This is a genomic window from Ruminiclostridium sufflavum DSM 19573 (genome assembly GCF_003208175.1).
GTDB lineage: Bacteria > Bacillota > Clostridia > Acetivibrionales > DSM-1351 > Ruminiclostridium > Ruminiclostridium sufflavum.
This window is the reverse complement of the sequence record NZ_QKMR01000026.1, coordinates 25,913-52,172: the sequence shown is the minus strand read 5'-3', so window position 1 is coordinate 52,172 and position 26,260 is coordinate 25,913. Positions and strand designations below refer to the sequence as shown.

At 36.1% G+C, this 26,260-nt stretch carries 21 protein-coding genes, 1 tRNA gene and 1 other annotated feature (1 of these 23 only partly in view); of the genes, 5 read left to right on the top strand and 17 right to left on the bottom strand.

Going from position 1 to position 26,260, the window contains the following annotated elements:
- Positions 1-5 precede the first annotated feature (5 nt).
- The 8 genes from LY28_RS16815 to LY28_RS16780 all read right to left on the bottom strand — a co-directional run bounded on the left by LY28_RS16815 (position 6) and on the right by LY28_RS16780 (position 6,127).
- On the bottom strand, positions 6-509 hold the full coding sequence (locus tag LY28_RS16815) for a 6-carboxytetrahydropterin synthase (RefSeq protein WP_110463342.1): 504 nt from the start codon (positions 507-509) through the stop codon (positions 6-8).
- On the bottom strand, positions 506-913 hold the full coding sequence (locus LY28_RS16810) for a GtrA family protein (RefSeq protein WP_165835610.1): 408 nt from the start codon (positions 911-913) through the stop codon (positions 506-508). Before LY28_RS16810 ends, LY28_RS16815 begins: the two co-directional genes overlap by 4 nt.
- Positions 914-967: 54 nt before the next feature.
- Entirely contained in the window at positions 968-2,125 is a 1,158-nt protein-coding gene (locus LY28_RS16805; protein WP_110463340.1) for a hypothetical protein, read from the bottom strand.
- Between the two features lie 13 nt (positions 2,126-2,138).
- Entirely contained in the window at positions 2,139-2,918 is a 780-nt protein-coding gene (locus LY28_RS16800; RefSeq protein WP_110463339.1) for a glycosyltransferase family 2 protein, read from the bottom strand.
- Complete coding sequence (locus LY28_RS16795) at positions 2,911-4,275, bottom strand: TIGR03111 family XrtG-associated glycosyltransferase (RefSeq protein WP_110463338.1); 1,365 nt, start codon at positions 4,273-4,275, stop codon at positions 2,911-2,913. The genes LY28_RS16800 and LY28_RS16795 overlap by 8 nt, the downstream gene beginning before the upstream one ends.
- Positions 4,262-4,918: an exosortase family protein XrtG gene (gene xrtG, locus LY28_RS16790; protein ID WP_340162552.1), complete on the bottom strand. Its 657-nt coding sequence runs from the start codon at positions 4,916-4,918 to the stop codon at positions 4,262-4,264. Before xrtG ends, LY28_RS16795 begins: the two co-directional genes overlap by 14 nt.
- Before the next feature lie 30 nt (positions 4,919-4,948).
- Entirely contained in the window at positions 4,949-5,641 is a 693-nt protein-coding gene (locus tag LY28_RS16785) for a Firmicu-CTERM sorting domain-containing protein (protein WP_110463336.1), read from the bottom strand.
- A gap of 87 nt (positions 5,642-5,728) precedes the next feature.
- Positions 5,729-6,127 carry a 6-carboxytetrahydropterin synthase gene (locus LY28_RS16780; protein ID WP_110463335.1) on the bottom strand — a complete coding sequence of 133 codons (399 nt, stop codon included), beginning with the start codon at positions 6,125-6,127 and terminating at the stop codon, positions 5,729-5,731.
- Positions 6,128-6,462: 335 nt separating this feature from the next.
- On the opposite strand from LY28_RS16780, the gene LY28_RS16775 reads away from it, so the two are divergent.
- Positions 6,463-6,657 carry a hypothetical protein gene (locus tag LY28_RS16775; protein WP_110463334.1) on the top strand — a complete coding sequence of 65 codons (195 nt, stop codon included), beginning with the start codon at positions 6,463-6,465 and terminating at the stop codon, positions 6,655-6,657.
- Between the two features lie 178 nt (positions 6,658-6,835).
- Here the strand turns inward: LY28_RS16775 and LY28_RS16770 are convergent, their stop codons facing one another.
- Entirely contained in the window at positions 6,836-7,639 is an 804-nt protein-coding gene (locus LY28_RS16770) for an amidohydrolase family protein (RefSeq protein ID WP_110463333.1), read from the bottom strand.
- A gap of 496 nt (positions 7,640-8,135) precedes the next feature.
- Here LY28_RS16770 and LY28_RS16765 point away from each other — a divergent pair, with 496 nt between their 5' ends.
- Entirely contained in the window at positions 8,136-8,678 is a 543-nt protein-coding gene (locus LY28_RS16765; protein ID WP_110463332.1) for a hypothetical protein, read from the top strand.
- 189 nt (positions 8,679-8,867) lie between these two features.
- Here LY28_RS16765 and LY28_RS19230 read toward each other — a convergent pair whose 3' ends face one another.
- The 4 genes from LY28_RS19230 to LY28_RS16750 form a co-directional block, all read right to left on the bottom strand.
- Positions 8,868-9,020 carry a hypothetical protein gene (locus tag LY28_RS19230; RefSeq protein ID WP_165835609.1) on the bottom strand — a complete coding sequence of 51 codons (153 nt, stop codon included), beginning with the start codon at positions 9,018-9,020 and terminating at the stop codon, positions 8,868-8,870.
- 142 nt (positions 9,021-9,162) lie between these two features.
- A tRNA-Arg gene (locus LY28_RS16760) sits at positions 9,163-9,239 on the bottom strand.
- 212 nt (positions 9,240-9,451) lie between these two features.
- Positions 9,452-10,603, bottom strand: coding sequence for a TFIIB-type zinc ribbon-containing protein (locus tag LY28_RS16755; protein ID WP_110463331.1), 1,152 nt, complete (start codon positions 10,601-10,603; stop codon positions 9,452-9,454).
- Positions 10,604-10,717: 114 nt separating this feature from the next.
- Entirely contained in the window at positions 10,718-11,779 is a 1,062-nt protein-coding gene (locus LY28_RS16750; protein WP_110463330.1) for an SPFH domain-containing protein, read from the bottom strand.
- Positions 11,780-12,177: 398 nt separating this feature from the next.
- On the opposite strand from LY28_RS16750, the gene pepF reads away from it, so the two are divergent.
- The 3 genes from pepF to LY28_RS16735 all read left to right on the top strand — a co-directional run bounded on the left by pepF (position 12,178) and on the right by LY28_RS16735 (position 17,368).
- On the top strand, positions 12,178-13,983 hold the full coding sequence (gene pepF / locus LY28_RS16745; protein ID WP_110463329.1) for an oligoendopeptidase F: 1,806 nt from the start codon (positions 12,178-12,180) through the stop codon (positions 13,981-13,983).
- A 72-nt stretch (positions 13,984-14,055) separates the two neighbouring features.
- A complete protein-coding gene (locus LY28_RS16740; protein ID WP_110463328.1) occupies positions 14,056-15,171 on the top strand; it encodes an aminopeptidase in 1,116 nt (371 codons plus the stop codon).
- Between the two features lie 343 nt (positions 15,172-15,514).
- On the top strand, positions 15,515-17,368 hold the full coding sequence (locus tag LY28_RS16735) for an LTA synthase family protein (protein WP_110463327.1): 1,854 nt from the start codon (positions 15,515-15,517) through the stop codon (positions 17,366-17,368).
- Here the strand turns inward: LY28_RS16735 and LY28_RS16730 are convergent.
- The 4 genes from LY28_RS16730 to leuS all read right to left on the bottom strand — a co-directional run bounded on the left by LY28_RS16730 (position 17,357) and on the right by leuS (position 26,181).
- Positions 17,357-20,587 (bottom strand): DEAD/DEAH box helicase, encoded by a 3,231-nt coding sequence (locus tag LY28_RS16730; RefSeq protein WP_110463326.1) that lies wholly within the window; start codon positions 20,585-20,587, stop codon positions 17,357-17,359. The genes LY28_RS16735 and LY28_RS16730 overlap by 12 nt on opposite strands.
- Before the next feature lie 112 nt (positions 20,588-20,699).
- Positions 20,700-22,046 (bottom strand): sensor histidine kinase, encoded by a 1,347-nt coding sequence (locus LY28_RS16725; protein WP_110463325.1) that lies wholly within the window; start codon positions 22,044-22,046, stop codon positions 20,700-20,702.
- A gap of 896 nt (positions 22,047-22,942) precedes the next feature.
- Complete coding sequence (locus tag LY28_RS16720; RefSeq protein WP_110463324.1) at positions 22,943-23,518, bottom strand: accessory gene regulator B family protein; 576 nt, start codon at positions 23,516-23,518, stop codon at positions 22,943-22,945.
- Between the two features lie 218 nt (positions 23,519-23,736).
- Positions 23,737-26,181 (bottom strand): leucine--tRNA ligase, encoded by a 2,445-nt coding sequence (leuS, locus tag LY28_RS16715; protein WP_110463323.1) that lies wholly within the window; start codon positions 26,179-26,181, stop codon positions 23,737-23,739.
- A 66-nt stretch (positions 26,182-26,247) separates the two neighbouring features.
- Positions 26,248-26,260: a binding site (T-box leader), on the bottom strand; it runs 220 nt beyond the window's last position.

Below are 26,260 nucleotides of genomic sequence, written 5' to 3'. Positions count from 1 at the left end.
AACAGCTATTTATCACTTAATAAATTATCAATTATATTATCTGCAATATCATTTGCAGTCAATTTACAGTGTCTCATATAATTCTCATATTGCATTTTTTGAGAATCTATATTATCCAGACTTGTATCGCTTTCTTCTGTCAAAAGATTTATAACATAAGAACGGGTGGGTGTTTCACTGATTTCAATGAGCAAAAGAATCCATCCTTCACAATTTACCAGTTCACGGATTCTGTCCTTGAAATAAGTGCAGATGTTTTCCAGTGTAGGGTTTATTATATTGAAGGGCTCTACCTCATTTATAAATTTATCCTGATATTCCTCTAAAAGGGCTTCTATATGTGATTCAAAAGATGTAAACTTAATAAATTCATCTAATATCTTTAATAAATGAATTGATATTTCCCATGTATGGGTATGTCTGCTTCCCAATGCCCCATTAATAAATATTGCATGGCTTGCATTTAAGTAAAATTTGAATTTGTATTGCCTATGCCTTTTTATACTCATAAGTCTTCCTCGCTATTTTTTTTTGCAATTCCGAATAAGAGCCTTCTTAAATAGTATAAAGCGAAGAAGGGTGCTCCTATGGATAAGCCTTTGCTAAATAAAAATTTGATATTTTCTTTCATTGTACTAAACAAATAGTACTCTCCCACATAAATTAACAGGTCTGCCAAACACAGGCCAAATAAAAATGTAGCGAAATATATAATAAGCCCTGATGCGCCGTATTCAAGGTTAAATACAGATTTGGATACAAGCAGGTAATGCAGCAGGAAGCCGCATATAACTCCTATTGTATTAGCGGCTAATATATTTACACCTGGAATTCCATGCATCATCCAAACTATGAAGGTGTCAACTATGGCCGCCAGTATGGAATAACGCAAATATTTTAATAAGGGTTGCATTTTATAAAACATCCTATATAACAATATCATTTATCTACCTTCTCAAAAAGTAAATTACCGGTTTTTAATTTTTTTATGGTTTATTACTGCATCAAAGTTTTTGACAAGGCTTCCGTCCTCAGGCAAATGCGTGATAACCTCGGTTTCTGCAGAGCTATGAAGCTTTTTTAATATGCTGCTCCAAGCTTTACTCAGCTTTGACTGCACAGCTTTTGCCGAGGTATAATCTGTTCTGAAAAGCAGTGCGGTAAGTTGATTATCCTGAGTTCTGGCTAAAATACTTTTTTGGGGCAGCAGTTTTTTCAGTATTGGTGCTAACTCTGATACAAGGCCATCATAGGTTATGCTATCAGAATGATGTATATTAATAATAATCACACTGACAGGAAAAAGCTCCGGGTGGTTCAGCTTTTTCAGCAAGGCGTAAAGCACCTTACTGCTGTATATATTTTTATCTTCATCATACAAGGTGTCTAATTCTGAATTTTGGGCAGTAAGCTTCTCAATTTTCAGATTATTTGCTTGTATAAACTTTTTGGCAATTTCCACATCCTCATTTTTTTTATCAATTAGCATTATGGATATTACTGCAAATGAAAACAGAATCAGGCATATGGATACTATTGTATTGATTGTATAGGAATTATTTCTGAATATTTTACCTGCATCTAAAATGTAATTTTCTGTTGTGCATACACCTACAGAATAACTTGCCCCGTTTGCTTCAAAAAATGATATAGAAGTCAACCCCGGCTCATTCGAGGCGGATGAAGAGAATAGCACTGAGCCGTTTTTTTTGTCATTAAATAATGAAATCAGTACATCTATATTTTTCCCTCCGTCAATTTTATAGGAATGTAAAAGCTCTTTTACATCCGTGATATGTAATTGGCTTGTTTCGTTATCATTTCTAAAGAACAGTAATTTATTATTTTTGGAGAAAAACCAATACCGGCTGCCGGAGGTTTTTGCAGTTTTAATAATCTGTTCAATGACATCCTGCTCGGTACCTGACTGTTCAGTAAGCACGGCTATGGCTTGCTTTTCTATTTGCGCCACCAGCAGCTCCTGTTCATTTCCAAAGCTCGTTGTGAAGGCATCCTGATTTTGGCTCAGAATATTTGTCTCAATTATAATGACAGCAGCACAGAACAGAAAGGATAATGTTAAGATAATTAAAAGTTTCGGCTTTTTAATCAATAAAGTATTCATATATTAGACATCCTTATATATTATTTTTTAACTTGCATAATCTAAATGCAAGCTTAATGCTGCTGACAGCTGTTTTTACTACATTCATCTTGCTTTTCCCCTGTTTGTAATCATATCTCAATTCAAAAGGGATTTCCTTAAAGCTTGCATTTATTATATTAAGCTTGTATAGAAGCTCAGCCATGCAGGAAAAGCCTTGTTCCTCTACCATTTTTTCTCCGAAATGCTTATAAGCCCGGGTCAGCACTTCGCGGCTGTATAAACGGTAGCCGCAGGTATAGTCCGTTACACCATTTATATTAAATAAAAAACGGTATACAAGTTTTGCACATTTACTCATAAATAATCGATATTTTGAAAGCCCTTGCACACATGCACCCTTTTGATATCTGGAGGCTATTATAACATCTGCATGTCCGGTTTCACTTTCTATGCATATTTCATCCAGCATATCAATAATATATTTCGGGTCATGGGTATTGTCACAATCCATCAGACATACATATTTGCTGTGGGGACGGCTTTTTAGCGCATATGTAACAGCAGTTTTTACCGCCTCTCCCAACCCGAAATTTTTATTATGGTTTACAAGCGTAAAATTATTGTATTTCCTTTCCAGCATTTCACCTATAGACCTTGTATTATCAATACTGCCGTCATTTATGGAGGCAATATGCAGAGATAAGGAATATTTCTCTCTTAAAGGCAGGACAAACTCCTGCCATCTTTCTACTAAAGCTTCGAGGTTTCCTTCCTCGTTATATGCCGGTAATAATACGGTTAGTTCACTCATTGTTATACCTACTTTTTATTTTTGTCATTTGCTTTGATAAATAAGAAAAATCAGAAGCTATTACTGCCTTAAAATTTTTCCATTCATCTGAAAGGGTTTTTGTCTTCCAGCTGCTTTCGCCTTTAATGCTGTTGATAATTCCTGCAAAGCGTATCCAGAACACAAAGAAGCTGAATATTGGCAGCAGGGCGACAGAATAGCATTTCTTTATGTAATACCGCCTTAATTCCCTAAATTGTTTTAATAAAAGCACCACATCAAAGTAAAATAAAAATGCAGAAAATGTGTACAGAGCAAAGATTAATACAAGAGAACCGACGACCAGCTCCAGAGAATAATTCATAAACACTAAGCAAATTAATGCAAAATACCATATCATTCGTGGAAATGCAAAAGTGTGATCATATATAAAAAGCCGTAATTCGTGGTTAAGAAAAAAGCCTTTATCGTTAAATAAATTTTTTCTTATAAACATATGGGCAACTTCAATTTCTCCGCGCTGCCAGCGCTGTCTCTGAGTATATAACTTATTTATACTTTCTATAGGATCAACATAAAACAGAGCATTTTCACATAAATATACCTTCTTTTTTAAAATCATTTTTATTTGAAAGGTTACATGGGTATCCTCACAAATAGTGTCTGTATTATATAGCTGAGTTTTCATGATAGTTGATTTTCTAAAAGCTGAAAATGCACCTGATAGCGTGTAGATGCTGTCTACTTCCGATTGAAAATTCCTGCCGGCAAAGAAGGCCTGACAGTATTCGCAGAACTCAATCCGGCGCAGCATACGCATAAAAAAACCTTTAGTGTTTTCAATAAGCTCGGGATTTGTTAAAACCGAACCGGTAAGGCAGTGAATGTCCGAGTTTTGCTCAAAACGGTTAATTACATTTTTCAAGGCATCGGGATGCAGCTTTCCATCACTGTCAATATGTATGATGTATTTTCCTTCACTGTTAAATAATGCCATATTTAGAGCCTTTGACTTGCCTTGCTTTGCATTTAGCCATTGAACCGATAATTCCTTAAAATCATTCTGACATTGCTGGTATATATCAAAGCTGTTATCCTCTCCTTGATTATTTACAAGCATAATCTTAATTTTATCATTTGGATAGGTGGATAAATAAACTGATTCCAGACATGCATATAAAGTGCTTGCAGAATTGTACACAGGAATAATTACCGTTATTTCAGGATATGAATTAACAGGTGCAGCATTTCCGGCAAAAGCTTTCCTTAATAAAACCAAAGCCTCTCCTATGGCCGGAATAATTTCCATAATAACAGGAATAATAACCCATGCCATCCAAAAAACAATTGAGCTTGAAAAGTAATTAATTATGACCATAATTAAAATTACCAACTTTCTGACGTATGATGTGTGATTTTGTAAAAACAAAAAAGTAAAGTATAATGGAAAATGTATAAAATATTAATCTGCCGAATATTGTATGAGCAAAATAAAAAATACTGTTTCCAAAAAAATAAATCAATGCACATATCACAAAAATACGTAATACATTTGCAATAAAAATCCATATAAATCCAAATATATTAATAACAAGCTTTTCAAAGAAATTATATACATTAAAAAACCAGAGTAAGGATGTAAATGCCATAATTTCAATTATTCCTGAACACTCATAATCTATATACAAGGAGATTGAGGAACCATGATTCGTTATAAAGAGCATTCCATATTGGAAATAAGAGCTGTACATATCGGTTAAGCTGCCTATTATACCTGATATTGATGCTACTGCTTTAGTCAGGGGATTTACAGCAATCGGCTGAAGCCACAGCATCATCAATATAAAAAAGCCTACGCTGCCCCAGCAAAATTTCCAGAAATCCAGCTTGCTTCGGGTTAAGACTGTTAATATGTAAATCCACATTATCGCAAATAATATTTCCAATATAGTCATATTAACCTCCACCCCGAGATTGACACAAAAAATTATGAAAGCGATTGTGGCAAACCTCTGTTTCACAGCGGGATGCAAGCTTTTCACTTATACCTTTCAGGCTATCTTTCTTATCTTCCTGTACTTGTGACAAATCAAAACAAGACCTGTCGCAAAAAGCGTAACAAGGATTCCTGTAAAGGGAGCTGTAGATGTCCCTGCAAGGGATACTGACTGGCTTCCCAAGCTTGCGCAGGTCAGAGTTATGGTTTTTATCTCACTTACAGGTATATTGTCACAGTATTTTCTAATCTTGTTATAATCAATACTAAACTCAACATTATCACCGGGATTATGATTACTGTTATTTATAACCAAGGCAGCATCGCCGAGAAGAGCTGTGTAATCTTGATTGTAGAATACAGCCAAATCAAAATGAGTTCCCGGAGACAGGTCTTTTATTGTTTTGTCCCATGTTATTTCCTTATTATTATCAGTACACATTATTACAAATTGAACGTTGTATAAGTTATTGATATACAAATTCATAATAAAGGAATCATATCTTCCATCCAAATCGCTCATTTTTATATGACCGTATAGGGAGGTGTTGTCTGAAAATATCGCTACCTTTTCATAATCAGAGTTATCATATGTACCATAGTAAAATTCAGTATGAGGCTTATCTGTCCAATCATCAAAATAACCGTCAATATTTATCTGTGTTTCTGCGACAACGACTGACGGTAAAAGCACTAAAAATATTGCAGCTATAATAGTGCATGTATGTTTAATCCTATTACTTAACAAGTAACCACCCCTCAATAATCGGTACTGCTTTTAAGAAGCATTGGTTATGACAGACTTTAGGTATAGCCAAGAACAAGAAGAGAAAGCTTAAATTGCGGAATTTATTGCACGAGTTATAGAGCTAAACATCAGGCGGTCTGAAATTAAATAAACTCGTAAGGGTGTTTCACTTATTTCTAATTGAATCAGATTGAATTTCTTGCTATTTAAAATAGTTTTCAACTCTTCATAAAAGGTTTCACCCATATTTTCAATCGTAGGTTCCAGCATATTAAACGGCGGAATATTATTTAAATAACTATTCTGGTATCTAAACAAGAAGGGTTTAACAATCTTGTCTAAAGCATTAAAGGATACCTGCTTATATTTACTGCCTTGCTCAATGAACAGAGATATCTCAAAAGTATGAGGATGAATATTTTCAGTATCACTGAGAAGGCTATGTTTAGCATTTAAACGATATTTTAATTTATACCCTTCAAACATAATTATCCCCACGCCAAGAGCCGGCACAAAAATTTGGTGAACTTTTGTGCGGAGAACCTCTTCTTCTAAAAAGTATGCCGGTATTTTTCCATGTTTATTACTTGTGGTTTAAGGCTGAAGCTCTTAATTTAATTATACAGTTTTCACAAAAAAATTCAATGAATATAGTCGAAAAAATGAGAAAATGCACATAAATAATGCATATAAAATAGAATTTGATAAAAAAATATCATAAAATGAATAGTAAAAGGCTAATAATAAGTAATAAAGGAAAAATACAGCTTCATGTGGAATTATAAGCTTCAGCAGGAAAATAAATTTCAGGGGGAGGAGTTATGGCTATAAATCTTGCAAATTTTTTTACTCCTATATTGTTTATGCTTGTAATTAATGTTGTTTTTGGGATAATTGCTGTAAGTATGGCTAAAAGAAGAGGTTTAAATACAGTACCTGCTTTCTTTGCAGGCTTTTTTGGTTCATTTGTTCCGCTGCTTATTATTGCAATGTTCCCTGTTAATAAACAATATTAAATTTTGTTTAACACAGCAGACTAGGGGGCATTTTACTAATGGTTATTATTCTTAGAAGCTGTTATTTATGAATTTAATCAATTAACATAAGGAGGCCTTCTAAAAACTTGGCTATATGTACAACTGCATTTTTAGCTTGTACATAGCCGGAGTATTTAGACTGCCTCTTTATGTTCGGTTACTTTAAGCCCAATAGCTTTGAAGCATTTTTCCATAGAATCAATTCTTGCTCTTCAGCTGTAAAATCGAGATTGTACAGTCTTTGAAGCTCTTCTTCGTGTGACCACATTGGGTAATCGGTGCCAAAAAGAATTTTTTCAACGCCATGCTTTCTGATGATATATGTGGCTTTTTCCTTATCTAAAAAGGCCAGAGAGCTTGATGTGTCAAGATATAAATTCTTGCCCACAAGATATTTTATCGAGTCGTCCCACATCTGATATCCTCCCAGATGAGCAGCTATGACAGTCAGATCAGGAAACCTTTTCAGCACGTTAGACAATCTTTCCGGGCTTGAAGAGGTTCTGTTTTCATCACCCATATGTATAAGAACTGGAAGCTTGAACTGAATTGCTTTATATATGGGCATTACATCAGGATCATCAATGTTGAAATTCTGAAAATCAGGGTGCAGCTTTATACCTTTCAGACCCAGAGAAATAATTCTGTCTACTTCACTTTCAATATCCTCAAGATCAGGATGTAAGGTGCCGAAACCGATAAAGCTTGTATTTTTTGCTTGCGCAGCTGCAATAAAGTCATTTATTGATTCTACCTGATCCACCTTTGTAGCGGTAGAATGCACAATATATTTATAAACATTTATTGCTCTTCCTCTTTGAAGCAGGTCTTCAACAGTGCCATTGCCACACATCTGTACTCCGTAATAATTGCTGGTGGCTTCGGTGGCTTTTACAGCAACCTTATCCGGAAATATATGAACATGAGCATCAATTATTTTAGGTTCATTCAAATTATTCACCTTCTGAATTAAATAAAATTTATATAAATGACGCTAAGTTATAATAATCTAACAGCTTTTTGTGTCATAGGGGCGGTTGAGCGTTTCCGAAGTAAGAAAGGACTATAGAAAACGAAGGAACTGTCTCCTGGCAGCAAGTATATAGTACTTAGTGCAATCTATATAGTTTAAAATTTTTTGTTTCTATCTATTGGATTTTAACATATTGCAATCAAAAGTACAAATATTATGTGTCTATAATTGGCTAAGAGTCAATTATTATCGCCGGTATTTTAGGTTCAAGCCTTTATAAGGTAAAATATCCCGATGGATTACTCAATATAGCTCTGCGTTTCTCCCTTTTCCTTGCATTATGAATACCTATAAACCCTGCAAATACGGTAATTAAGGAGGGTTTACATTTATATGGCGTTTTACAGATAAGGTGATGTAAGGTATAATAAATATATAAAAGGTAACAAAATTACCTAAAAATTACATCAGGAGGATATTGCTTATGACAAAAATCGTGCATCAGTTAGAAGTTTCAAATGATAAGAAAAAGAGAAATTCCATCATGCTATTCTGTCTTTCATTTCTATTCATTCTCTCGGTTGTAATACCTTTAAACCCGGGGACAGCAAATGCTGACAGCAGCTGGAGAATATATGTGCTTACTCCGGTTGAACAGGTAGTCAGCTTGTCAAATCCATCGGTAGCAGTGCCGGGCGGGCGAGGATTTATGACTCCGCAGCAGATATGCATATTGAATGCAGACGGCGGACCGGTTATTAATGCACCGGTTACGTTTGAAGTATCCACCCATCCATATATCACCTCTCTTATGAGAGGCTCGTATTCCAGAAAAATAACAGTATATACAGATTCAAACGGAATTGCAACATGTGCCAATACAAATTCGGGATTTTTGGGAGAAGGTTTCCAGATATACTCGGAATATGTGGCCATTAAGCAGACATTACAGGTGACAGCAAGTGTTCAGGGCTTGACTCCTGTAACGTTCAATACTGTGGTTAAAACCTATAGATACCCCTACTAAAATACATAGCCCTTGAAAACCTTAAATCAAAACGAAAAGCCTATAATCGCAGCGGTTATAGGCTTTTTTAAGTCAGTCACCGGTTCTGTATCCTTTAATGCAAAGCAGATGTACTGGCAATGTATCTGAATTTGCTTAGTAAGTATGTTTTACAAATTCAAACAGACCATTAAATAAGAATTTATTTTTTCAATTGCTCTCCTTGCTTACACAACCAGCAATAACTATAATTAAACCAACTGCGCCAATGACCCATGCGAAATAAAGTAAGTACCCTTCAATAGATAGTTCCAATAAAATTCCAAATAATATTATTGCAATACCCAGTCCAATTTTTTTCATGTAAGTTTTCCCTCCAACTTTCTGCTTATATAATTGCATCCCATATAAATAATATGGTGTTGGAATATACCCTTTAAGTATAGCATAAAAAATCAAACTGAAACAGATACACTTTTGCATCTGTTTCAGTTTGATAATCTTGTGGTGCGCTCGAGAGGATTCGAACCTCCGGCCTGCGGTTTAGGAAACCGACGCTCTATCCTGCTGAGCTACGAACGCAAATTAATTATAAATGAATTAAGATTTTAAACAACTATCATAGTATACTAAATATCTTTTATATTTTCAAGTATATTTCTTTATAAAACAGTTTTTTGCAGTCATAATTAATACAAATTTTCAAAAAACAGCATTCAGCCTCAAGCAGTTTAGGTTTTAAATTACTTTTTAACCTGCTGTAAAGGCTTAATGATGAAAATGAGAAATCAAGGCTATCTTCCCGTGTACATATTAATTAAATAGTAGCCTAAGCCTGCCAGTGCAAGGATTGCTATTACAAGTGCGGTTACCTTCCACGGGGATAAGGGGGACTTGCCGTCAACCTTGCCTGTTTGTCCGTTTATCATGTAGCCGTATATTTTGTCCTTGTATTTGAAGGAAGAAAACCACAGCGGGAGAAGGATATGTTTATACCTTTTGCTGTAGTAGGATGTTTTAAATCTTATATCTCTTACCTCATCAGCAGATATCTGTGCTCTGATTCCATTTTCAATCAAGTGCGAAAGCCTCTCTTTGGCAGTTTCCCAGCCTGTTTTCAAGTCGACGGAATATCGTTCTGCCTTGAAGCCGGATAAATATTCTGATTTATAGGGCGTTAATTCCTCCATATTATATGGCTGTATACTAGCCATCATATCATCATCTATGTGAATGGAAGAGTCTACAACGTAGTCTCTGAAATCTTCCAGATACTGACCTGATACAGGATACCATCTTGTTCGTCTTTCCTGGTGAGGTACCTGCTCAGTTTTACCGTTACGGGTTTCAGTTCTGTAAACAGTAACATAATAATATTCTCCAGCCATTGCAGTATAAAAAGAGCTTGTGCCTGCATCAAAGGACCAGCAGGGAACGTACATGCCTGTAAGCTGGATATATTGACTGTTCACACCTTTTTTCAGCTTTGTGGGAGCAAGCCATTTACCCTTCAGCCATTTTTTATACCGTGCTATGGCTGTTTCTTCTGTTATTTTAAAGGGGATAACGCTCTCAGGCATAATACCGGTAGTGATAACCTCTTCCTGTATATTGCTGTTACCGCAGAATGGGCATTTATCAGCAACAATGTAAGCATCAAATACTGTGGAAGCACCGCAACTCTTGCATTTGACGCTATGCCTTTCTTCTCCCCATACCTGAGGTTCAAGCTCACTGTCATTATCAAAGCCGTATGCGGTAGGATCCGGATTGTTGTCGTCAAGATGGATTACATTTTTACAATATTCACACTGCAAGCTTTGCTTCTGAGGCTCAAAGACCAATACTCCGCCGCAGGAGGGACATTTATATGAGGTTGCTTCTGCAGCAGGCGCATTTTCAGAGTTAAAATCAAATTGTGAATTATTTACTTTTGTATCATTCATAAAATTATCTCCACAGATTTAGAATATATTTGAGAAAGCGGCAGCTCAAGAATCAAGACAGCCGCCGCATACTGTAGCCCGGCATATATGCTATTAGCTTGTATATATCCGGCATTACTGCTTCTGACCGCATTCCTGGCAGAATTTACTGCCGGCGGAAAGTTCATTTCCGCAGCCGGAGCATTTCTTGGTGGAAGGCTCTACCTTGGTACCGCATTCCAGACAAAATTTTGCCTGCTCCGTTAAAGCTGCACCGCAGTTGGAACATTTTATTTTTGCGGGTTCAGGGGCTTTTGCTTCGGGTTGTTTGGACTGTTGTGCAGAAAAGGCTTCGGCAAACATATTTCCGATGCCTATTCCCGCACCCATACCGACACCGGCACCGGCCATTCCCCCGGGATTTTGCGCTGCATCACGGATTGATTCCGCAGCCTGATAACGTGTGTATTGGTTGAGGCTATCGCCTATTATACCCATAGAGGTACGCTTGTCAAGTACCTTCTCGACTTCCTCAGGCAGAGAAATGTTTTCAATAATAAGTGATTCAAGTGACAAGCCCAACCGGCTAAAGCTTTCTCCAAGCTTTTTCCTTGACATCAGGGCTATTTCATCATACTTTGATGATAAATCAAGAGCAGGTATGGCAGCTTCCGCCAATAAATCAGCAACCCCAGAAACTATTTTGCTCTTGAGCTGACCGGTAATTCCGTCTACAGTAAAGAAGCTTGCTGTTCCGAAAACCTCCCTCAGAAAAACTGCCGGGTCGGCAACCTTAAAGGAGTATATTCCGAACATTCTCATTCTGAGCATGCCAAATTCCGCATCACGCATCATAATAGGGTTTGTTGTACCCCACTTGCAGTTTGTAAACTGTTTTGTATTTACAAAGTAAATCTCAGATTTAAAAGGCGAATTAAAGCCGTATTTCCAAGACTTGAGCTTGGTTAATACCGGAAGGTTTTGAGTGTCAAGGGTATATCTTCCGGGTGTAAAAACGTCTGTTAGCTGGCCTTCATCGACAAATACCGCCATCTGTGCTTCTCTTACTGTCAGCTGAGCTCCCATTTTAATTTCCCTGTTTTCAACAGGAAATTGATAAACCATTATATTTGTACTATTATCAGTCCATTCAATAACATCAATGAATTGAGACTTTATAAAATTGAATAATCCCATATTAACCTCCACGCCTCATTCGGGCACAATTTCTGCAAAAAATAAAGAAAAACAGCAATAAGCCATATAGTATATATATTATCACATTGCTTCCGAAAATTAAATAATTACAGTGACTAAAGTCAACAGCAGAGGCTAACCAATTACTGTTAAAACCTTCGCTATGATAGAATATTGATCCTTTTTTAAGTGGCATTAATTGATTTTATACTAAACATAGGAAATGCATGGAATTTATTTCTTTATTGCTCTATAATTAAGTTTGTAGAAAAAGGGTTTTATTCAGAGTATTAAATTTTAACCGACGGTAATTGCTTAAAATATTATGCAAGATTATTGAAATAGTGTGCAAACTAATTATTAAAGGTATTATAACTAATTAAACGGAGGGATAACAGATGGCTGCAAATAAGGATTTACCAAAAAGAGAAGCTATTGCTTCAAAATTTAAATGGAAGCTGGAAGACATTTATAGTGATATTTCACTGTGGGAAAAGGATTTTAAAAAAGTAAAGGGAATTGCAGTTCAAATATCGGGATTTAAGGGTAAGCTGGCAGACAGCCCTGAAATGCTTTTAGATTGCTTAAAAATGAGTGATGAAGTATTATCCCTTAATGACAAGGTTTTTGTATTTGCCCGTATGAAACGTGACGAGGATAACGGAAATTCTACTTATCAGGCATTGACAGACAGAGCTTCAACATTGGCTACGGAGGTTTTTGCGGCGGTTTCATTTATTGTCCCTGAAATGCTTGATATTCCGGAGGATAAGCTGTTATCGTATACTGAAGCAAATAGCGGGCTTTCGGTGTACTTGTTTACGATACAGGAAAATATCAGGCAAAAGGGGCATATTTTATCAGACAATGAAGAACATATTTTAGCCTTGTCAGCGGAAATATCAGATGCTGCCGGAGACATTTTCACTATGTACAACAATGCTGATATCAAGTTTCCCTACATAAAGGATGAGGACGGGGAAGAGGTTGAGGTTACAAAGGGCAGGTATGTGGCATTTCTTGAAAGTAAAGACAGGCGTATTCGGGAGGATGCTTTTAACGCAGTTTACAGCACTTATAAAAAGATGAAAAATACACTGGCCGCCATGCTTACATCTAATGTAAAGAAAAACAGATTTTATGCGATGGTCAGAAAGTATCCCTCTGCAATTGGAGCGTCACTTGATAATGACAATGTATCAGTAAGCTTGTATGATAATCTGATAGAAACAATAAACAAAAAGCTTACATTGCAGGACAGATATTTAAAGCTTAGAAAAAAGGTATTGAAACTGGAAAAGCTGCATATGTTTGACCTCTATGTTCCGATGGTAGAAGAATTTGACAGGAAAATACCCTATGAAGAGGCAAAGGCTATTGTTCTTGAAGCACTTAAGCCTCTGGGAGAGGAATATGTGGAATTTCTTCAGAAGGGAATGGATTCAGGGTGGATAGATGTATATGAAAATCAGGGAAAGACGAGCGGAGCATATGCATGGGGGACCTTTAAAACGCATCCGTATGTGCTTTTGAATTATCAGGATACAATTAATGATGTATTTACCTTGGCACATGAAATGGGGCATGCCCTTCATTCCTATTACACAAATATGACACAGCCGTATGTTTATTCCGAATATAAGATATTTGTTGCAGAGGTGGCTTCAACAGTAAATGAATCCCTCCTAATGAGATATTTGCTTCCAAGAGCAAAAAGCAAGCAGGAGAAGGCATATCTTTTGAATCATTATCTTGAGGAATTCAGAGGAACTGTTTTCAGACAGACAATGTTTGCCGAGTTTGAAAAGACAATTCACGAGAAAGTGGAGCAGGGAGAGGCTCTTAATGCTCAAGAGCTTTGTGATATATATTATGGGCTTAATAAGAAATATTTTGGAGCAGCCGTTGAGGTTGATGAGGATATTGCGATGGAATGGTCAAGGATACCTCATTTTTATAGCAGCTTTTATGTTTATAAGTATGCAACAGGATTTTCTGCAGCTACGGCAATTGCTGAAAAAATTCTGACAGAAGGCGAGCCTGCTGTTAATAAGTATCTGGAATTTTTGAAAAGCGGAGGCTCAAATTATCCGATTGAATTATTAAAAATTGCGGGAGTAGACTTATCCTCGCCGCAGCCTGTACAGGATGCTTTGAATGTATTTGAAAAGACTCTGGATGAGCTGGAAGAGCTTTTGGGATAATGTGCTTCAGAGGTTGTTTATAGAGAGGCTATTAATATACTGTAACACAGAATAAAATGGAGGACTAACTATATGAGGGATTCGCGAATAGAAAAGCTTGCTGCAAATTTAATTAATTATTCCTGTGAATTGAAGGCAGGTGAAAAAATACTGATTGAAAATGCAGGAGATGAAATGCCGCTTTCCAGAGCATTGATTCGTGAGACATACAAGGTTGGTGCCATACCGTATTTAACTGTAAAGAATCCGGAGCTGGAGCGCGTTTTGCTTGAAAATTGCACGGAGGAGCAGATAAAGGATATGGCTCGGTACGAGTTGGCTCGGATGAAGGATATGGATGCATATATCGGCATCCGCTCGGGAGATAACGTAAGTGAAAAGGCTTCTGTGCCTGCTGAAAAAATGAGGCTGTATATGTCTCTGTTTGCAAAGCCTGTTCATTCAGAGGAACGTGTAAACAATACAAAGTGGTGTGTTATGAGATATCCCACCCATTCAATGGCACAGCTGGCAAATATGCCTACAGAATATTTTGAGGACTTTTATTTTGATGTCTGCAACCTTGATTACAGGAAAATGTCAAAAGCTATGGATCCGCTGGTTAGAGTTATGGAGGCGGCAGACAGAGTCAGAATTACCGGCAAGGGCACAGATCTGAGCTTTTCGATTAAGGGACTTCCTGCAATCAAATGTGACGGCAAAATGAATATTCCCGATGGAGAGGTATATACGGCTCCTGTCAGAAATTCAGTGAATGGTGTTATATCGTACAATTGCCCTGCTGTATATCAGGGGGTTACATTTGAGAATATATGTCTTGAATTTAAAGACGGTAAAATTGTAAAAGCGGCTGCAAATGATACTGAGCGTATTAATGAGATATTTGACACAGACGAGGGTGCCAGATATGTAGGAGAATTTGCAATAGGGGTAAATCCGTACATTGAAAAGCCAATGAAGGACACTTTGTTTGATGAAAAGATTAAGGGCAGCCTGCACTTTACACCGGGATGCTGTTATGATGAGTGTCCGAATGGAAATAAGTCTTCAATTCATTGGGATTTGGTATTTATCCAAAGACCGGAATACGGAGGCGGAGAAATATGGTTTGATGATAAGTTAATCAGAAAAGACGGATTGTTTGTTCCAGAAGAGTTGCAGTGTCTGAATCCTGAAAATTTAAAATAAAATTGTAAAAATTCTATTGGATAATATCGCTGAATTGTAGTATTACAACTTGGCGGTATTATTTTTCATATATTTTATATTAAATTATAAGAAAGAATATTGCACCGGTATTTGATTTCACAAAGGCTTTCAGCCGTAATTGCCTTTGTTAATTAAAAGCCACATTTTTTATATTAAGTTCGGGGATTACTAGTATTATATACTTATACAAGTATATTAATTTTCGCAAATTATTAGAGAACTCTGATAAAATTATAGAAGCTTTGGACTGATTATGTTGACTAAGGATAGAAGATGTGAAAAAATATAAATATTATGGGTTTTGCAAAGGGGTTTTCAAGCTATGGAAATTAAAAAAATACTATCAAAATATAATTGCACTAAATTGCTGTTCTTTTTAATACCCATATTTTCTTTATTTATTATTGAATTTGCAACAAGAGGTGATTTTATAAGTACTGTTATATGGCCTGTTAAGGCACCTCTGCAATTCTTTCTTTCTTTGCTCTTATTTTTGGCTGCTTATATTGTACTATGGGCTTTTATTAATAATAAAGGAGTCACAGCACTCTCCTTTTCTGTTCTTTGTGTGCTTATAGCTGCAATTGTAGGAAGTAAGAGAGAAATACTGGGAGTGCCTTTGATGCCATGGGACGTAATGAGCAGCTTAAATGTGGCCGGTCTTGTGGGGAGTATGAATCTTGCCCAGTTTAATTTTTTATGGAACGGGATTTTCGTAGCCTCTGTTTTAATACTGCTTGCTATGGTAATTGGGATTTTTATTTATGAAAAATCAGCTCTTAACCTGACCTTCAGAATAGTATCTTCTATATTTTGCGCTGTTATTATTGCTGTAGTTTTTCAAACATTACCAAGTATTGGAGTTGAAGAGTCTCCTACTGCTACCTGTGAACAAAATGGCTACATCAGAGGGTTTATTATTAATGCCAAGCTATGGGCAGATATGGATGAGAGCTCAGAGGTTTCATCTGAAAGTGATTTTCAATATAAATTTACTGCCGGACAAGCAGCGACAGAGGTTAAACCAAACGTTATTTTTATAATGAGTGAAGCCTTTTGGGATGCAACGCTATTACCCAATGTAAAGTTTTCAGAGGATCCGGTGCCCAATCTGCATGCTCTTCAGAAAGAAGCTGTCAGCGGTGAGATGGTTTCACCTACATATGGAGGGCTGACCTGTAATGTTGAATTTGAAATCATGACGGGCTTATCTCTCAAGTACCTTCCATATCAGACAACCGCTTATACTACAAGCATTAAAAAGGAGATTCCATCAATACCAACGTATTTTAAGAAGCTGGGATACCAGACTATTTCAGTCCATCCGTATGAAAAAGCATTTTTCAAGCGCAGTTCGATTTATCCTCTGATTGGCATAGACAAGTTTGTAACACAGTCAGATATGCCGGATGCTGTAAAAAAGGGAGAATATATTTCAGATGATACCTTTGCAGATTATATTATTTCAGAGTATGAAAAAGCGGAAGGACCTGTGTTTATGTATAATATTTCCATGCAGAATCACTGGCCGTATACAACCGAAAACTATTACAAGGATAATAAATTTAAAATTCAATCTACTAAAAGCTTGGACGAGGAAAGTATAACTGCTTTACAAAACTATGCCCAAGGCATAAATGATGCAGATAAGAGCCTTAAAAAGGTAATAGATTATTTCAGAACAGTAAAAGAGCCGACGGTTGTCGTGTTTTTGGGAGATCATTTGCCTGCATTGACCGAACAGCTGGGGGTTTATAAGAAACTTGGGTTTATAGGGGAAGCGGTTACTGATGCTGATTTGTTTAAAGGTATTGAAGGGACAAATATAGAGAACGGAAAAATGCTTGTTGATAATCAGAAAATATTAAAGACTCCATATTTAATATGGTTTAATTATAAGACTGATATGAAAGCGGGAAAGACTTTAAGCTCAAATTATATGGGTGCATATATCATGTCCGAGATTGGAATGGAAATACCGCCCTTTTATAATTTTTTGCTTGATTATTCAGGCAAGGTACCGGTAAACAGGCATTTTCTTTCGGTTCTCAGCAATGGGATTACTTATAAGGACACACCTTCCAAATATAAGGATTATGAATATACCTATGAAAAAATTCAAAAGGACATATTATTCGGGGAACAAGAAAACAAAGAGTTATTTTCAATTAAATAACTCTTCCAGCTCCTGCCGGCTCATTTTGGTTATTAAGGTTTCCCCCGACTGAATAACGGAGTCTACAAGCTGTTTTTTTCTATCCTTTAACTTTATTATTTTCTCTTCGATTGTTCCATGAGTTACCAATTTCATAACATGAACGGTTTTTGTCTGACCGATTCGATAGGCTCTGTCGGTTGCCTGATCTTCAACTGCCGGATTCCACCAAGGATCATAATGAATTACGGTATCTGCACCGGTAAGGTTTAAGCCTGTCCCTCCTGATTTAAGGGAGAGAAGAAATACCTTGCCTTTTCCGCTGTTAAAGCCTCTTACAAGATGTATCCTTTCTTCGGCAGGAGTGGATCCGTCTAAATAAAGATACTCTGTTTCGGAACTGATTAGCCATTCCTTTATAATTGCCAGCATAGATGTAAACTGAGAGAAAATAAGAATTCTATGTCCGGACATAAGAGAGTCTTCTATAATTTCTTTGAGCAGCAGCAGTTTGCCGCTTTCACCTTTATAGCTGTCTACAAACAGTGCGGGATGACAGCAGAGCTGTCTCAGCCTTGTAAGTACGGCAAGTATTTTCATTTGGCTCTTTTCGAAGCCATTTTCATTTATTTCTTTGAAAAGCTCTCCTTTTGCCTGCTCTAAATAAGCCATGTAGAGCTTTTTCTGGTCATCTGTGAGTTCAGCCTCAATTACATGTTCAATCTTATCCGGCAATTCTGTGAGAACATCCTGTTTAAGTCTCCTTAAAATAAACGGCTTAAGCTGTTTGCTGAGACTTGATAATGCAGAGGTGTCACCTTTTGATATCGGTCCTTCATACTTTTCAACAAATTTTGCATGTGAATGCATATAACCGGGTAGAATAAAATCAAAAACTGACCATAATTCTGTCAGATTATTTTCCATAGGGGTACCTGTCAAGGCTAGCCTATTACTTGAAACCAGCTGTTTTACTGCTTTGGCTGCCTGCGAGGAAGGATTTTTTATATGCTGCGCCTCGTCAAGTATACAGTATCTGAAGGAAAGTTTTTTATATTCATCAATATCTCTCCTTATGAGAGCATAGGAAGTGACCAGTATATCCGATTTGCGAGCTGATTCAATAAGGCTCAGCCGCTCGGGTTTGCTTCCGACCACTGCTGTAATAGTCATCTCAGGTGCAAATTTATTAACCTCGGAGCACCAGTTATATATCAAGGAAGTAGGTACAATGACAATGGAGGAGCACGTACCGGATACCTGCTTTTCATACTGGAGCAGCGTAATTACCTGAAGAGTCTTGCCTAGGCCCATATCGTCAGCTAAAATACCGCCCAAACCATATACTGAAAGTGTTTTTAACCATTTAAATCCCAATTTTTGATAGCTTCTGAGTGTTCCGTTAATAGCCTTTGGTATTTTGTACTCTGTTTCTGAAGGCTCCTGCATATCGTGAATTAAATTTTTCAAGATGTTATTTCTTTCAAAAAATTTCATACCGCTCTCTTTGAGCATATTATCTATATAAAGCGCACGGTATTTGGGTAATTGAATTATATCATTTTTAAATTCGGAGCTGTTTAATTCCAGACGGTCAATTATTTCAGCCATATTTATTAATTCCGTTGATTCCAACGGTAAAAAATCACCGTTTTTTAGCCTATAGTATTTCTTTTTTTGCTTTATACTGTCAATTACGTAAGCCAGTTCATCCTTGTGTACGCCATCAATATTGAAATTGAATTCAAGTAAGTCAGTTAAGCTATTAAGCCTTAAATAGCCGGAAAAGGAAAGTGACCGCCTGAAGCTCATTGCCTTAAAGCTTTCTGAATAAAAAACCGCTGAATATTCCTGCAATCTGGGTATAACATAATTCACAAAGTCAAATATTTTTTCTTCTTCATCGAGATAAATTCTGTTTCCATTTACCTTGCAATCTGTTTCAGCCAGAATATCAAGAAGAATGCCTTCCTTTTCTAAATCTCTTATCAATATTTTATCGTAAGGAGCTTGATTTACTTCTGCGGAGAAAGGATTGATTATTCGTTCTCCATATTTAAATTTGACATCTGCAGTTATTACATCTTCATGCCTGTCTAAGTATATTTCAGGCTCAAGCTCAACACGTTCTACTATTGCCCTGAGGTCTTCATCAATAGAAACCTGTCCTATTTTTTCGATATAGGGTAATAGCTCGGCAAAGAATCTTTCCTTATCATTATCCTGAAAAGAAATAAGGTTTGTATTCTGAGCGGAAATATAATGCATAAATGGTTTGAAGTATTCCTGCTGATTTAGAGAAACCCTATAAATGGCATCTTTATAAAGGAAATATTCACAATCAGAGGTAAGCTGGTACAGAGGAGCTTTTGTGTCGATATTGAGCTCCACTGCCGAAGCGTTTTTAGTGAGTATAAAGTCTAAGGGAATATCTTTTTCAACTATACATATCTTTTCAAATTTTTGCTCACCGAGGATTACATTAAAGGCAACAGGCTCAAGCAATACCAGCAGTCTCTTCAGTGCTGCTTCAGATAAAAATATTTCTTTATCCTTTAAAACGGATTGCTTTTTTGTATACCCGGCTAAGTAATCAGTCAAATTTTCATTTTGCCATATTTCCTGTAAGAATGAAATTATTTTCTTTTCTGTATCCTTAAAAGTAAATATAGAAGGGTCAAAGGAAAATCCCTTGCCATATATCAATTCCTTATCGCTTTTAATACATTCCAAAAATTCTCTTATATTTCTTACAATATAAAGCCGGTCCGTTCCTATTCGCATAGAAAAGGCGGCAGCCGGACCTATTTTGGCAAAGGGAGATTTTGATTTAAAAAGCTCCAAGCTAAATTCAACGTTTATTTTAATTTTAGAAAGGCTTGTTCTTGCTTGGAAGAAGTCAAAAATTTCTTTTGCCGCAAGCTTTTGCTTTTCTGAATTAAAAAAGCCTTGATTATCCTTCTCGATTATGAGAAGGAGTACGGATATAATATGCTTACAGCAGCTATTCGTATTTGAAAAGTCATGACAGGTGCAAGAGTAATCTTTAATGTAACCCTTTTTGTCAAACTGTATTTGAACATTATAAGGGTGGTTTCCAATAACTGATGCATCAAATAAAAGCATATTTTTATTGAAGGAAACTGACTTTACTTTTTTAGAGGTGTAATAATCTAATCCTTTACTAAACCTCATTGGGGTTGATAAATAATATATACTTTCCTTTGAAATATGAAACATCAGCTGCTCCTGATTATTATAATTAAGATACTTTATTTATAATCTTTTTGACTATCTCTTTATTATAACCAATTTCCAAAGTAAAGTGTAGATATTTATTTATATAATAGTTCTACAATGCCACTTGAGAAATGGACTGCTGGGAATTGACCTTGAGGGAAACCAGAAATTCTGTTACTTCATCGTTGCTGTTTATAGTAATGCTTCCGCCGAAGCGTTCTATCTCTGCAAGCACAATGCTAAGGCCAAAGCCTCTTTTTTTCGTAGAGTTATCCTTTGTTGAAAAGCCTGCGTTGAATATTTTCTTTTTATCAGATTCACTAATCATAGGCCCATTATTTGATATGGAAATGAAGTAATTATTTTTGTCAATATAAGTTTGAATGCTGATGTATTTTTTTTCTTTATCAATTGTCACAATGGATTCAAAGGCATTTTCTATTATATTTGAGATGATTGTGACGGCAACATCTTCGGCAATTTTTGCGGAAGACAAGGGTGCATCGAAGTCTACGATTAAGTTTATTCCCTTTCTTATTGCATTATTGTATTTTACATTAATTATTGCATCAACATAATCATTTCCGGAATCTATTGCTATATTTCGTGTATCATTGTTGTTTGCATAGCTGTTTATATATAATTTAATTTTTTCATTTAAATCAGGCTTATTTAAAGTACATAACCCATATATGGTATTCAGGTGATTTTTATACTCGTGCCGTTCCTTGGCTACCATTTCATTGAACTCTATAAGCTGCTTAATATTTTCCTTTTCCAGCTCGCTGGCAAATTCTAAAAGCTCGAGCCTGGAAACTTCACGAAATACAAAAACAACAGCTATTATTAATACTGCATAGACTATAAATGAAAAAGTATTAAATGCGAGAAGCTTATCAGGATTGCTTGTTATATAGATATTCAAACATACTAATAGAAATAAAACTGATGAAATGAGTATAAGTATTTGTCTGAATCTCGAATTACTGGATTCTTTGTCAATAAAGAAATTAATGCTTAAATTACTCTTATATAAAACCAAAGCAGCTATTGCTTCAACTAGTTTTGCAATAATACTACATATGAATACGGCGTTGTCATTATTTATTATAAATATAGCAGGCAATTTTAAAACAATAACACCAAAAACAACTAAAAACAGTTCAACTAATGACATTGCCATAAGATATAAAAAGTATTTGATTAAGGTTTTTACTAATGAACTGTTGAACATGAAATTCAGAATAATTATTGTGAGTATTGCAATAGGTATAGTCTGAAGGCCTTTTGGAAATATAATACTCATTAAATACGTGTATATAGTATAAAAAACTACAAAAAAAATTACTTTTCTATAATGTTTTAATATATAATCTCTGCAATCTGAAAGTGATACGAATGCTACAATGAATATCAATCCTTCTAATGCAGTAAATAAAATTTCACTAACCTCGTACACTCAAAAACTCCTCCTAAAATTTTATGGCATAAAAAAAGCCATAAATACTATAATATTACTGTACATGTATTTAAGGCCTTTTTCAAGTAGTTATGGAAAAAAATTAAGGTTTAGGTTCATAAAAAAGCCAAAGCTTTAAACAACGAATATCTCTTTCAGTAATTAGTAAGGAACACATCCCGATTGATTTAAATAGTATTTTTTTCAACAGAATTCCTCCTTTACAATTTAGAATTATAACATAATAATCTCAAATATTACATTAAAAGTCAATAATTTTTGCAAATAATAGCAAATTTCATAATGGGAACTTGCGTTTTTGCAGAAATTATGTAGGATAATATCGGTATAAGAAGTTGCGCGTACTTTGGATTTTGATTTATAAAAAATAATATCGAAATATTGAAGGGACTTTGTCAAAAAAAAGAGTATTACTAAAAGGATAGTATTTATAAATTAAGTGTAAGTAAGAATAACATTCTATATGAACCTTTTATGAACAATATTTATGCAGAGGATAATTAAAGGCTTATGGCAGTATATATTATTTAAAAGAAGTGTTAAGCATAATGGAAAAGTTAACTACTCAAAGCCCCATATTTATGGGGCTTTGAGTAGTTAACTAGTTAATAGCCTATATTTCTTCAGGCTGGTAGAAAAAGAAAAGTTTGCTAGCACTAGCAACCAGTCCTGCTGTTAATACGGAACACAAACCAATTAACTTAAATAAATGTTTTTTCAATTTAATCCACCTTTCTAAAACTTATTGGCAAGCCTTATAATGCCTTATATTACACAAAATGTCAATAGATATCTTGAATAGTTCACAATTTTTCCATAAATTTACACAAAATGATATAAACGATTATTAATAGCTGCTTGCAGCTTTTTGCTGCTTAAGCATTATTTGTTATAAAATTTTTTGCTAGCTGGTACAAAGCGAGTATATAAATTATGCTTACTGATAGAAAAATGATTTGATTAGCTAAAAAATAATTATCAAATATTAATAATAAAATCGTTAAAACAGCTGTTAATATTTTGCTTTCAATTATTTTTTTAATATTTTCCTGAACCTTTTGGGTTCTCACAGGTGCGATTAATATACCGGTTACAGGCAGGATAAGTATTGCCAGAACTTGAAACATAGGTGGTATGATATTCATATTTCCAACTAGTATGCTTATTGCCAAGGTTGCAAAAGACATAAATATACACATAAGCTCACTCTTAGCATGGTAACCGGCCAAGAATGGACGAAGCAGCAAAATTGGTATAAAGGAGATGAGACATTCTTTTGTCAGTAAAAAGCATGAAAAAACTACTAATGTTAAAATAAATTTGTACAAATCGGAAAAAATACATACCAAGCCATAACGGATTCGTTTTTCTTCTGCTTCTGAATATTCTTGATTTTGTATAACCGCATCTGCTAATTTATTTGCAAGAGTTCTGTAAAATGTTATTTCCAAAAAATATCCCCCCAATCTCTATAATATCCTTAATTTTATCATATTAAACTGAATATTCCAATTAAGGATGATAAAATATATAATATGCAACTATATTATATATTCTTGGGGGTTATGAAAAAATTTATTATTTATATGAAGTATTTTGGCATTAAAAAGCCTGAAAACGGATAGAAAACAAAACTGGTATCTTTCCGTTTTCAGGCTGAAGCATTAAGCTATTTTGCGACAATGTTAACCAGCCGACCTTTAACAACGATGACCTTTTTAATTTCTTTTCCCTCCAGAAATTGCTGAATTTTATCATCAGCCAGTGCGGCAGCTTCAGCTTCACTGTTTTGGGCATTGGCGGATATATCTATTTTACCCCTGATGGTTCCGTTTATTTGTACCGCAATTTCAACGGTATCACGGGCTAGTGCTTTTTCATCAGATACCGGCCAGGGATGATTGAATATGGAATATTCATACCCCAGCTGCTCCCATTGTTCTTCGGCAAAGTGAGGTGCGAAAGGAGAAACTAACTTGACAAGGTCAGCTATAGTATCTTCAAACAGCTTGATGTTTTTAACCTTGGCCTCGGCATCATATTTATACAAAGCATTTACAAGCTCCATACAGCGGGATATGGAAGTATTGAACTGGAATCTCTCGGTATCCTGTGTCACGTTCTTTATTGCAAAGTGACGGGCATAGTTCAGCTCCTTGTCATCTTTATCCATATCTGTCCGGGCTGTTTTAGATTTCTGCTCTGAAAGACTTTCAAGCAATCTCTCTATTCTGCCTGCAAATCTTGAAATTGCCTTGAGCCCGTCATCACTCCAAGGGCCGCCGTCAACATAATTAAAACCAAAGCCAAGATACATCCTGAATATATCAGAACCGTATTTGCGTACATATTCGTCCGGTGAAATGGTATTGCCCTTTGATTTGCTCATTTTGTTGCCGTCGGAGCCAAGGATTGTGCCTTGATGCACCAGTGAAAGAAATGGTTCGTCAAAGCTTAAAAACCCTAGGTCGCGCAAGGCTTTCGTTATGAAACGTGCATAAAGCAAGTGCATTGCTGCGTGCTCGGCTCCGCCGACATATTTGTCAACGGGAAGAACTTTATTAATCCATTCTGTGTCGAAAGCCTTGTCACTGTTTTTGCTGTCCGGATATCTTAGGTAATACCAGGAGGAGCAAACAAAGGTATCTAATGTATCAGGATCTCTTCTTGCCGGGCCGCCGCACTTTGGACAAACCGCATTCATAAACTCCTCGCATTTCTTAAGGGGAGATTCGCCATCCGGCTTGAATTCAACATTATAGGGAAGCAGAACCGGCAAATTTTCTTCAGGAACAGCAACCTCGCCGCAGTGCTCACAGTAAACAACAGGAATTGGAGCACCCCAGTATCTTTGTCTGGATACCAGCCAATCCCTCAACCGGTAATTTATTTTTAAGCTGCCTTTTTTATCTGACTCAAGCTTTTTCACAATATCAAGTTTGGCATTATTAGTTGCAACGCCGTCAAATTCGGCACTGTTTACAAGTACGCCGTAGTCGCAGAACGGTAAGGTGTCATCAGTCCCATCGGCACTTTTAATTACACGCTTTATAGGAAGCTTGTACTTTGTGGCAAAGTCAAAGTCTCTCTCATCGTGAGCGGGGACGGCCATTACACAGCCGGTACCATAGCTGGCTAAAACATAATCGGCAATCCATATCGGAACGCTTTCGCCTGTTATCGGATGAACAGCATAAGCGCCTGTAAAGGCACCGGTTTTTTCTTTTGTGGTTGAAAGCCTTTCGATATCAGATTGCTTATTTGTTTCGGCAATGTAGGCTTCAACTGCTTCTCTGTTCTCAGCTGCAGTAATTTTTTCAACAATCGGATTCTCCGGAGCCAGAACAACATATGTCACACCGTAGAGAGTATCGGCTCTGGTAGTAAATACCTTGAAGCTGATATCCCGGTCAGCTACACTGAATTCGATTTCGGCACCCTCCGAGCGTCCGATCCAGTTTGTCTGAATCTTTTTGGTCTTTTCAGGCCAGTCAAGGGTTTCCAGCTTGTCTATGAGCTCCTGAGCATATGCTGTGATTTTGAAGAACCATTGAGTGAGGTCACGTTTGGTTACTTCGCTTTCACATCTTTCACAGGTGCCGTTGATAACCTGTTCATTTGCAAGGACAGTGTTGCATTTGGGACACCAGTTTACCGGCGCATTTTTTCTGTAAGCAAGGCCTGCATTATACAATTTAAGGAAAAGCCACTGTGTCCATTTATAGTAGTCGGGCATACAGGTTTTTATCTCATAATCCCAGTCAAAGGTCGCTCCTAATTCCTTTAGCTGGCTTTCCATTGTAGCAATGTTTTTGAGTGTTGAGTCTTCCGGATGGATACCTGTTTTTATCGCGTAGTTTTCAGCCGGTAATCCGAAGGCATCAAACCCCATTGGATGAAAGACTTCAAAACCCTGCATTCTTTTCATTCTTGCCCATGAATCGGTAAGGCTGTAATTGTACCAGTGACCAACGTGCAGATTTGCACCGGATGGGTATGAAAACATCTCAAGGCAGTAAAGCTTTTTGTCAATGTTCTCAGGATTAAATTTATAAATTTCAGTATCTGTCCACTTCTTTTGCCACTTTCTATCTATATCTGCTGAGTATGGCATTTAATCAACTCCTTTAAAATAATTATATCCGGTAGTAATTAAAAATTATAAAAACCCGCCTCCTAAAAAAGAGACGGGA